12 protein-coding genes are annotated in these 11,387 nt (G+C 34.2%); all 12 read left to right on the forward strand.

The genetic code is table 11. From position 1 onward, the window contains the following. Positions 1-15: 15 nt before the first annotated feature. Positions 16-1,356, forward strand: coding sequence for an aminotransferase family protein (locus BMY18_RS19110; protein WP_092457696.1), 1,341 nt, complete (start codon positions 16-18; stop codon positions 1,354-1,356). 10 nt (positions 1,357-1,366) lie between these two features. After that, positions 1,367-2,068: a CoA transferase subunit A gene (locus BMY18_RS19115; RefSeq protein ID WP_170841501.1), complete on the forward strand. Its 702-nt coding sequence runs from the start codon at positions 1,367-1,369 to the stop codon at positions 2,066-2,068. Then, a complete protein-coding gene (locus BMY18_RS19120) occupies positions 2,044-2,727 on the forward strand; it encodes a 3-oxoacid CoA-transferase subunit B (RefSeq protein ID WP_092457699.1) in 684 nt (227 codons plus the stop codon). The genes BMY18_RS19115 and BMY18_RS19120 overlap by 25 nt, the downstream gene beginning before the upstream one ends. Then, positions 2,728-3,903, forward strand: a complete 1,176-nt coding sequence (locus BMY18_RS19125) for a thiolase family protein (protein ID WP_092457702.1) — start codon at positions 2,728-2,730, stop codon at positions 3,901-3,903. It abuts the gene before it with no gap. Positions 3,904-3,914: 11 nt separating this feature from the next. Beyond that, positions 3,915-5,330: an amidohydrolase gene (locus BMY18_RS19130; RefSeq protein WP_170841503.1), complete on the forward strand. Its 1,416-nt coding sequence runs from the start codon at positions 3,915-3,917 to the stop codon at positions 5,328-5,330. 14 nt (positions 5,331-5,344) lie between these two features. Continuing rightward, positions 5,345-5,938: a cytidylate kinase-like family protein gene (locus BMY18_RS19135; RefSeq protein WP_092457708.1), complete on the forward strand. Its 594-nt coding sequence runs from the start codon at positions 5,345-5,347 to the stop codon at positions 5,936-5,938. A gap of 317 nt (positions 5,939-6,255) precedes the next feature. Next, the gene (locus BMY18_RS19140; RefSeq protein WP_092457710.1) at positions 6,256-7,350 is read left to right on the forward strand and encodes an alkaline phosphatase family protein; all 1,095 of its coding nucleotides are present in this window, start codon (positions 6,256-6,258) and stop codon (positions 7,348-7,350) included. A gap of 84 nt (positions 7,351-7,434) precedes the next feature. Continuing rightward, positions 7,435-7,887 (forward strand): hypothetical protein, encoded by a 453-nt coding sequence (locus tag BMY18_RS19145; RefSeq protein ID WP_092457713.1) that lies wholly within the window; start codon positions 7,435-7,437, stop codon positions 7,885-7,887. Between the two features lie 120 nt (positions 7,888-8,007). After that, positions 8,008-8,778 carry a sugar phosphate isomerase/epimerase family protein gene (locus tag BMY18_RS19150; RefSeq protein WP_092457716.1) on the forward strand — a complete coding sequence of 257 codons (771 nt, stop codon included), beginning with the start codon at positions 8,008-8,010 and terminating at the stop codon, positions 8,776-8,778. Between the two features lie 250 nt (positions 8,779-9,028). Further along, complete coding sequence (locus BMY18_RS19155; RefSeq protein WP_170841504.1) at positions 9,029-9,832, forward strand: ATP-binding cassette domain-containing protein; 804 nt, start codon at positions 9,029-9,031, stop codon at positions 9,830-9,832. Next, positions 9,816-10,550, forward strand: coding sequence for a hypothetical protein (locus BMY18_RS19160; protein ID WP_092457722.1), 735 nt, complete (start codon positions 9,816-9,818; stop codon positions 10,548-10,550). The genes BMY18_RS19155 and BMY18_RS19160 overlap by 17 nt, the downstream gene beginning before the upstream one ends. 199 nt (positions 10,551-10,749) lie before the next feature. Beyond that, a complete protein-coding gene (locus BMY18_RS19165; protein WP_092457725.1) occupies positions 10,750-11,289 on the forward strand; it encodes a BUD32 family EKC/KEOPS complex subunit in 540 nt (179 codons plus the stop codon). Positions 11,290-11,387: the final 98 nt, after the last annotated feature.

Consider the following 11,387-nt stretch of genomic DNA (forward strand, 5'->3'; position numbering starts at 1 on the left):
GGAAGAAAACGAATTATGAAAAGAAACACAAATATATTAAATCCATATTTTAAAAAAGATTACCCTGTCATTGAAAGTGGAAATGGAATCTATATGTATACCGAAGATGGAAAAGAAATTATTGATGGATCGAGTGGATCTGTTTTGATAAGTCTCGGTCATGGACAAAGTGAAATGGGAGAAACATTAAAAGCGCAGGCTGATAAAATTTCATTTGCATATCGATGGGATTGTATAACACAAGTTCTAGAAGATGCAAGTAAATGTGTGTGTGATGTATCAGATGGCGATTTCACGAAAGTGTTTTTTGTCTGCGGGGGTTCGGAAGCTGTAGAAATATCTATGAAGTTGGCAAGACGTTATTTCTTGAATTTGGGGAAAAAAGAAAAATTTAAATTAATTTCCAGACATCAAAGTTACCATGGGAGTACGATGGGTGCCCTTTCCTTGACTGCTTTTCCAGCAAGACAGGAAGGCTATAAAGATTATTTGTTTAATCAGGGACATATTGCACCGGCTTATTGCTATCGTTGTTGGTATGGAAAAGACTGCAATTCCTGTAATCATGAATGTGCAGAAGCATTAGAAGAAGAAATATTAAAGCAGGGACCTGACACAGTAGCGGCTTTCATTATGGAACCTGTATCTGGTATGTCTTTGGTTGGAGCACATGGAGATAAAGAATATTTTAAGAAAATACGACAGATTTGTGATAAATATGATGTACTCCTTATTTTTGACGAAGTAATGTGTGGAATTGGAAGAACAGGAGAAGTATTTGCATATCAGAATTTTGATGTAAAGCCTGATATCGTTGCTTTAGGAAAGGCAATATCTGGAGGATATTTTCCAGTAGGAGCAGTTGCGTGCTCACAGAAAGTCTATGATGCAATTGATGCTAACACAGCAGAGTTTCCAGCAGGATATTCATGGGCAGGGAATCCATTAGGAGCGGCTGTTGTTTGCAAAAACTTTGAAATTTTAAAAAGAGAGAAATTAGTGGAGTCCGTATCCGAAAAAGGGGAATATCTAAAAAACAAACTGCTAGAAGTAGCCCAAAAGCATAAAATCATTGGAGATGTCAGAGGCATGGGTCTCATGGTTGGAATCGAATTTGTAATGGATAAAGATACGAAAGAGTCATTTCCACCAGAACAAAAAGTGAGCGCAATGTTTTCAAAAGCAGTTTTAAGCGAAAATATGTTTATAGAAACAAGTACAGGTTGCAACCATGGTAATAAGGGAGATATGGCGATGATAGCACCAGCTTACATAGTAACATTAGAAGAAATTGATGAAATTGTAAGACGGATTGATCATTCAATCATACAGATTGAAAAACAACTGGGATTATGAGGTGCTAATTATGATAGAAAATATATTTAAAAAAATTCAAACATTAGATAAAGCAATGGAACATATTCAGGATGGAGTAACCCTCATGGTAGGCGGATTTGGTGGCGTTGGAGCTCCACCCTTGCTTTGCAAGGGTATCCTAGATAAAAATGTGCGGGATATAACCTTGATTAGTAACGACGCAAGTTTTCCGAATGTAGGAGTTGGTCCTATTGTATGTAATGGTCAAGTGAAAAAAATGATTACCACGCACATTGGTTCCAATCCATTTGCCGGAAAGAGAATGAACGATAAACTGATGGAAGTGACATTCATACCGCAGGGAACATTTTGCGAACAAATCCGTGCTGGCGCTATGGGTCTTGGTGGAGTATTGATTGATACAGGAATTGATACGATTATTGCCGAGGGCTATGAAAAATATAAATTAAACAATAAAGATTATATGATTGCACCTGCAATAACAGCAGAAGTTGCAATCATTTATGCAAAAAAGGCAGATACATACGGAAACCTTGTTTATGATAAGACTGCTAGATGCAGCAATCCGATTATGGCAGCGGCCTGCGATTATGTCATCGTACAGGCAGACGAAATTGTTGCGTTAGGTGAACTGGATCCAGAAGAAATTATAACATCTGGAATCTATGTAGATATGATTATTTCAGGAAAAGGAGGCGAATGGAAATGGGCATGGGAAAAAAAGAATTAATGGCAAAACGTGCAGCGATGGAAGTTCCTTCATATAGTGTGATCAATCTTGGTATCGGAATTCCAACTATGGTAGCAAATTATCTCCCAGAAGAGAAGTATGTAATGATTCAAGGAGAAAATGGACTTCTTGGAATAGGAAAAGCTCCAAACGCTGGAATGGAAGACCCCAATATTATTAATGCAGGTGGAATTCCATGTACATTAGTAAAAGGGGGTTCTTTTTTTGATAGTGGAACTTCATTTGGGATGATTCGTAAAGGTCATATTGATATTTCTTTTTTAGGAGCATTGGAAGTGGATCAGGATGCTAATTTGGCTAACTGGATTGTTCCTGGTAAAATAGTACCCGGAATGGGTGGGGGAATGGAACTGGCACAAAATGCAAAAAAAGTAATTATACTTTCAATGCAAACAGATAAAAAGGGAGAGTCAAAAATACGAAAAAATTGTACATTGCCAATTACGGCAAAAAATTGTGTGGATATGATTATTACTGATATGGCAGTTTTTCAGTTTGAGAATCAAAAACTGGTATTAAAAGAGATATTTGCGGATACAACGGTGCAGGAAGTAATAGATAAGACAGAAGCAGAAATTATAGTGGATAAACAAATTAAAATTATACCGATAGAACTTTCTGAAAATGAGGTGATATAAATGGAAAACGATGTAGTTATCGTTTCAGCAGTTAGAACAGCAGTTGGTAAATATGCGGGAACTCTAGCACCTTGTAAAGATTATGAATTGGGTGGTATTGTTATCAAAGAAGCAATCAGACGGGCAGGATTATCGGGAAATGAAATTGATGATGTTTATTTTGGTAATTTACTAGGGGTGCCAGGAAATGTTGCTAAGGTTGCAGCGATGGCGGCTGGGTTACCAGATCATGTGCCTGCAGTTACTATAGATAGGCAATGTGCATCAAGTTTAGAAGCACTAAGTATTGCTACGGCAATGATTCGAAGCGGTATGGGAGAGGTATATATAGTCGGAGGCTGTGAAAGCATGACAAATCGACCTTACTATATGGCGAAACAGACACGTGGGTATGATGGTAACCCACCGCATTTTTTAGGGAATATGTTTGTACCAGAAGTTGGGTTTGAACAAATTGGAATGGGTGATACTGCTGAAAATATTTTGGATGAGTATGATATATCTAGAGAAGAATTAGATCAGTATGCATATGAAAGCCATCAAAAAGCACTGGCAGCTATAGAACATCAAGTCTTTAAAAATCAGATTGTACCGGTAGAGATTTTAGAAAAAAAAAGAAGCATTTGCTTTGATCTAGATGAGGGACCAAGAATAGAAACGAGTCCGGAAAAACTTGCAAAATTGAGACCATTATTCCGTACAGGTGGGAAAGTGACCGCTGGAAATAGTTGCTCCATGAACGATGGAGCTTCGGCATTGGTTGTTATGAGCCGTAGAAAAGCAAACCAGCTTGGATGTAAAATTATGGTAAGTGTTCATTCGGCAGCGGCTGTTGGTTTAGATTATAAAAAGATGGGTTTAGGTCCTATCTATGCAGTAGAAAAACTACTTGCTAAAACTGGTATTAAAAAAGAAGAAATAGATTTGATTGAATTGAATGAAGCATTTGCAAGTCAGTCAATTGCATGCCTAAGGACATTAAACTTTAATCGAGATATTGTAAATGTAAATGGAGGAGCGATTGCCTTAGGACATCCACTTTCTGCTACAGGTGCAATACTAATTACTAAATTAATATATGAAATGAAAAGAAGAAAAGTCAAGAATGGGTTAGTTACTATGTGTATCGGCGGTGGTCAAGGTATGGCTATGTTGATTCAAAATGAAGATGAATGATAGGAGAATTAATGATGAAAATGAAAGAGTTAAAAAATGAAATGCTCTCTTGGATTGATCATCATCAGGAGGAATTCAGTGATATTGCAAAGTATATATGGGAAAATCCTGAATTAGGACTAGAAGAATATGAGGCTTCTGATATTTTAGTAAAAACATTAGAAAAATATGGGTTTCAAGTCAAAAGAGGCTTATCAGGAATGCCAACCTCATTTATTGCTGAATATGGGAATGGAAAACCTATTATTGCTTATAATGCTGAATATGATTGCCTTCCTGGATTGTCTCAAGAGTGTATGACAGATAATAAAAAAGCAATCATAAAAGGGGCACCTGGGCATGGATGTGGCCATAATATATTAGGAACATCGCAAGTCCTAGCAGCAGTGGCGTTGCGTTTTGTATTGGAAGAAAAAAATATTCCTGGAACAATAAAAGTATTTGGCTCACCAGCTGAAGAATTGTGTGTAGGGAAACCATTTATGGCAAAAGACGGTTGTTATAAAAACGTTGATTGTTTTTTAGATTGGCATCCATGGAGCTATAACAAAGCACACTATGATACTTGCGGCGCTTATTTTAGTGTGAAATATCATTTTAAAGGGAAAAATTGTCATGGGAATTCTCCTTGGCAAGGTAGAAGTGCGTTGGATGCAGCAATACTTATGGGTACATCCATTGAATTTCTACGAGAACATTATGAGCCGGCAGCAGCCGATAGAGCCAATACAATTAATTATACGTTTTCTGAAACAGGTCCGGAGTTTCCAAGTGTTGTACCAGATAAAGCTACGTTGTGGTGCATTGGAAGGTTTAATACTTCAAAACAGTTGGAAGATATCCTTGATCGTGTTGATAAATGTGCACAGGGTGGAGCATTAGCAACCGATACAAGTGTTGAAAGGGAATTTATTACAGCAAGTCATGAAAAAATACCTAATAAAATACTGTCTAGAGTATTATATGATAATTTTGTAGAGTTGGGAGCTCCAGCATTTACAGAAGAAGAACAGAGCATGGCTAGATCAATGCAAAAGGCAGATGAAGTAGAAGAAACTGGTTTAGATACGGATATCATGGAGTTTGGAACAAGTGGAACTGTATTATGTGACACCTCAGAATTCAGTTGGAATGCTCCATATGCAACCTTTTGGATGACAGCAGCACCGGAGGGGGGATGGCATAACTGGAAGGTTACCTCTAGTGTAGGAAGTAGTATTGGTATGAAATCTATGATTCAGGCAGCTAAATTATTAGCGGTATCAGGAATTGATTTGTTTTTGCAGCCAGATATAATTGTCAAGGCGCAGAAAGAGTGGTGCGAAAGAATGAATGGAAGAACGTATCGTTCGTTGCTCCCAGAAGGTACAAAACCGCCGCTTGGAATCAATGCTGAGACAATGGATAAATATAAAAGTAAAAAATAGACGAGGAGGCATATATGAAGAAGTACACAATTACTATTACGAGGCAATTTGGAAGCTTAGGAAGACCAATTGCTAAAAAAATGTCTGAAATTTTAGGAATAGAATATTATGATCGAGAAATTGTGGATGAAGCAGCAAAAAAAATAAAACTTCCTGTTTCAACAGTCAGTAATCAAGAAGAGATTGCAAGAAGTAACTTCTTTTATATGAAACTTCCTTTGGGAAATAACACATCAGATATACAGGACCATATCTTTGATGTACAAAGAAAAATAATAACTGAATTAGCAGAAAAAGAAAGTTGTATTATTGTTGGAAGATGTGCGGATTATATTTTACAAGACAAAGAAAACTTGATGAACATATATATATATGCTCCTTATGAAAATAGATTTTTAAATTGTGTGGAATATTTACATATGAAGCAAGATGTCGCCCGAAAAATGATTTATGAAGTTGATAAAGCAAGAGCGGCTTATCAAATGAGATATGCAAAATATTTACCAGAAGACATTAACCATAGAAATATACTAATTGACAGTAGTTTTATGGGAATTGATGCAACCGCTGAGTATTTAGCACAAATGGTAAAGATAAAGTTTGAATAAAGAGATAGACATATTAAAATCTCCAGCCTTTACAAGTTGAAAAACTTTTATGAAGGCTGGAGATTTTTTTGAATATAATTAATAATACAACCGACATTGTAATTACAAAAAGGAGAGTCGTAATATACTATATTGGGACATAATCATTTGTGGTATAAGAGGGTATTAGTATGATATAATATCTGATATATATTTAGAAAAGCAATCTAAGGTTAGCTCTACCTGCTTTTTCTGGGAAAAACGCTTCTCATAATTATTTGTGACTTGAGCGTAAGAGGAAGGAAAGATAAAATATACATAATGAGGGGGAAAAAGATATGTACGCAGATTATGAGAATAGTATTGTAAATCTTGCAAGCTCTATTTTGAAATATTTTGGTGCCAAGAGTGAACATAATACACTCGAATATGTAGATGAGCTTTTGAAGGATGAATATAAAAATGTAGTGGTTATATTGTTAGATGGATTGGGTATTGATGCCTTACAACACCATTTAGCAGAAAATAGTTTCTTTAGAAAACATTTGATAAAGGAATATTCATCTGTATTTCCTTCAACTACTACATCCGCAACAACATCTTTAGAAAGTGGATTAACTCCGTTAGAACATGGATGGCTAGGATGGAGTTTGTATTTTAGTGAATTAGATAAAGTTGTAAATGCATTTATTAATACAGAAAAAGATACAGATACACAGGCAGCAGATTATCATGTTGCAAGTAAATACATTCCATATAAAAGTATATACCAAAAAATCAAAGATGCCGGCATGGCAAATGCATTTAGTGTATCAAAATTTGGAAGTAATAAAATAGAGTCATTTAATGAATTGACAAATGAAATAACGCGGCTATGTGCAACTTCTGAGAAAAAATACATTTATGGTTATTGGGAAAATCCTGATCTCTTAATGCATGAGACTGGTTGTTATAGTAGTGAAGTCACAGAGATCATAAATAAGCTTCAAAATAAATTGGAAGTTATGTGTGAAAAATTATCTGATACGTTAGTAATCGTGACGGCAGACCATGGACATTGTAATTTGAAAAACTATATTTTAACCGATTATCCGAAGTTGTTTAAAATGTTAAAACATCCAATTTCTATTGAAACAAGAGCTATAGCATTCCATATTAAAGATGAATTTTTGAATGATTTTCCTATAGAATTTAAAAGTAGTTTTAAAAATGAATTCTTATTACTTTCAAAGAAAGAGGTAATAGAAAACAATATATGTGGCAATGGGAAAATGCATCCCAAATTTGAAGAATTTATAGGAGACTATTTAGCGATAGCAATCAGTGATAAGGGTATCGTGTATTCTAAAGATTCAAACCAATTCATTTCAAATCATGCTGGCATGACGGAACAAGAAATGAAGATACCTATTATAGCAATTGGCATGAAATAAAATGATGACATAGTGAAAATAAAACCATTTATAAAAATAGAATTTTTTTTACATAATTAACTGAAAAGGTAGGATCGAATTGTTATGAAAAAGAAGTGTTGTGTTATTTCCAATATAGTTCTGTTGTGTTGGTATTTTTTAGCTATGATAGGCGTTTACTTTGAAAATAGTTATTTGGTAACTAGATCATATAAAGATGAGTGGATTTTTATGGTTATTACATTGATTGCATTTATTGTGTTTTTGCTCAAAGAAAAAATAGGAAAATTTATACTTATAATATGGCTATTAATGTGGTTTGTCACACAGTTTTTGAGTCATGAATGGTACACAATATATGGAAGTGGATTTATGGGAAGCATGGAGGGAAAAATTGAATATTTTAAAGGCGCAATAAAATTTTCCAATTCTAAAACAGTGTATATCCCAGATGTTTATCATACTATTTTGCATATCTTGATAATTGTCACATTGGTTATAACAATTATTTATAGTGTCGATAAAAAGAAAAGAAATAAATTCCAAATTGTTGAGTAATGTTGTAGCTTTTTATTGATTTCTTAGTCGTGGAATGTAAATAATACTGTCCAATTAATAATAATTATAGAAAGCTCAATAAACGATAAATCACGAAAAAATTAAGAAAGACGGCGGCATATGATTACAATTTATGATTGGTTTGGTTATGAATTGCCAATAAAGGAACGTTATCGGATGATAAAAGAAGCAGGGTTTGATGGCGTTTTATTATGGTGGAGTGAATACTTAGGTCGGAATGATTATCGAAGCGGTCCACAAATTGTTCGGGAAGCGGGACTTGATATAGAAAATATACACACACCATTCCAAGTCCAAGACAATATATGGCTTGATAATCTGGATGGTGAAGCTTCTATTAATTGTTATTTGCAATGTTTGAAGGATTGTACTGAATTTGAGATTCCGACAATGGTGGTGCATTTGCCCGACGATGACAAACCATATAATTCATTGGGATTATATAGAATCAAGAAAATTGCTGAAAAGGCTGAACAGCTAGGGGTCAATGTTGCATTGGAGAATTTACGGAATTTCACCAATTTGTCCTATATGCTGGAGCAAGTAGATTCCGAGCGCTTAGGATTTTGTTATGACTGCTGCCATCACTATCACTATTATCCGAGCTATGATTTATTATCCATGTATAGTTCTCGTTTGATGGCATTACATTTACATGATTATAACGGAAATACAATACATCAATTACCCTTTGACGGTACAATTGATTGGCCTGTAGCTATGAAAAAAATCGCCGAAACTGGTTATTCCGGTCCGACTGCAATAGAGGCCATGAATTGGAGCTATAAGGATTTATCTATAGAGGAATTTTTACAAAAAGCGTATGTTCAAGCAAAAAAGTTGGAAGCATTAAAACTCTATAAGCTATGATAACGGAAATTTTTCAAAACAAACTAAACAATTCATTATGATGAAAACAAAGTAATAAGGGATGGAGCTAAATTTGAGAATATTAATCTATAAAACTTACATAAATGGGAAATAAAGGCAAATACGCTATGAAATAATAATTATATTTGATATAATATTATCAAGTTTAGAGATTATCAAACAATTAAAATGAACGGGGATTTATAGATTTATTTTAATTAATTACATTTTATAGTGAGAGGAAAAAATAGTGGAGATTATACAGCTAAAGAATATATCAAAAATATACGATGGGAAATTGGTCTTGGATAAAATAGACAAAACGTTTGTGCAAGGCCAATCCGTTGCATTTGTGGGCCATAATGGTTGTGGAAAAAGTACGTTGTTAAAAATAATAGCAAAATTGGTGACAGCCACATCAGGGGAAGTGGTGTATAACAAACCATTGCTTTTTCATTATATACCAGAGAAGTTTTCACCAGTATCCATAACTGCCAGACAATATCTAATCTATATGGGGGCATTAGATGGTCTTGGAAAAGTGGAAAGCAAGGAAAGGATAGAATCTTTGGGAAAGGACTTTTTTATCACTGATTTACTTGATACAGCGATGAGATCTCTTTCAAAAGGAACACTTCAAAAAGTCGTGGTGTTGCAAGCATTACTAAAAACACCGGATGTACTTTTACTAGATGAGCCACTTTCTGGACAGGATATGGCTTCCCAAAAAGTATTTATTAATAAAATAAATCAATTACGGGAACAAGGCGTTACCATTTTTATGTCATGTCATGAAAAAAGGCTCATTGAAGCGATTGCAGAAGATGTTTATACATTTAGAAACGGTAGCTTGACAGAGTATAACTATAAAATACAGAAGATGTATCTCATGATTTTGGAAAATGCGAAGCAATTGCCGTTAATGGATGAGATGAAGAAATATGGTCAGTATTACAGCTTGAAAATAGATCAGAATGAAAGTGATCAAATTTTACCAGAACTAATTCAAAAAGGTTGGAAATTGCGGGGATTATACGATGAAGAAGATAAATGAATTGGTAAAATATCAGCTGCATATATATTTTAAGGGAAGCAAATTTGTAATGCCTTTAGTGGTGACGGCTATTTTTCTATTTGTTATGTATTCAAGCGATGCAAGGCCCGTTGGTGTTGTAACTAGTTGTTTAATTACTTGCAATTGGGTGTTTTTATTAATGGTTTGGATCGGCTTAAGTGTATCATCTGACGAAAGTCCGGTTATGGAACAAATAATATTCTTACGTGTGCAAAGTAATGTGTATTACTACTTAAGTAAGATGGTTTTTTTGATCATATTAGGATTCATAGTAAATAGTATTTGTTTGCTATATCCCATTATTATTAATTTATTGAACAATGGTGCAGTGATTGAAAGACCATTAACAAATTTCGATATTTTAAATTATTTGATTTTATTATGTGGTTCTTCCGTGGCAGGAGCTTCATTGGGAAGCTTTTTTCATTCCAGGGTAATGAAAGACCGAAAAATGGCAATTGTTTTGACCGTATTATTTGCCACAGTAACTATAGTAAAAATCCCTATAATAAATAGTTTTCCGTTAATAAAAATAGTTACCTGGATTTTGCCACCATTGGATATGGTGTCAAGGATATATGGTAGTGTAAAATATTTTCAAGTAGATAATTCGGTTAAACTGTTTTTCATATTAGTTGTATATGCAATTCTTGCATTTATAGTAAAGAGTCTTATTTGTTATAGAAGGAAATTTTAAAGGTTGATACGTAAAGAATAGAAAAAAATATCCACGTTTAGTCAAGCTCCTTGTTAAATCTGATCGTTTCAACAATTAATGTTCTTTCAGAGTACGTATATTAAAATAAGCAAAAGTGCAGATAGAGGGTAGTTCTCGTGTATTAGGACATCCGTCTATTGAGAAAAATAAAGAACTTTAATTTGTGAGGGAGAAATAAATGCAGGAAAAAACAATAGCTGTAAATGATAAGAGTTTTTTGATTATTAGCTTGCTGGGGAAGGGAAAAGGGGGATATTCTTATTTAGTATCAGATGTAACAAAGCGTTATGTGCTTAAGCAGATTCACCATGAACCTTGTGCTTATTATCAGTTTGGAAACAAAATTGAAGCAGAGATAAATGATTATAATAAATTAAATAAAATTGGTATAAGGATCCCTACCATGCTGGATGTAGACATTAAGAACGAACGTATATTAAAGGAATATATTGAAGGTGATACAATCTATGATTTAGTCTTGAGTGACAAGATGCAAAGTGATTTTTTGGAACAAGCGCATGAAATGTGTCATTTGCTTTATGAAGCAAATACGAATATAGATTATTTCCCAACAAATTTCATAGTTCAGAATGAAAAATTGTTTTATATTGATTTTGAATGTAATGAGTATATGGATGAGTGGAATTTTGAGAATTGGGGCATAAAATATTGGTCAAAAACGCCAGAATTTTTACAGTATATCAAAGAACACTCATGATGCAAATTCTTTAGGATAGAATCGATGATGGTGTAAACGAAAAAGCAGTTTTCACTCACCAGTAACTGCCCTTTCGTTTACATCATTTTCGATTTGTC

Source organism: [Clostridium] fimetarium (genome assembly GCF_900111235.1).
In the GTDB taxonomy this organism is placed as follows: domain Bacteria; phylum Bacillota; class Clostridia; order Lachnospirales; family Lachnospiraceae; genus Clostridium_N; species Clostridium_N fimetarium.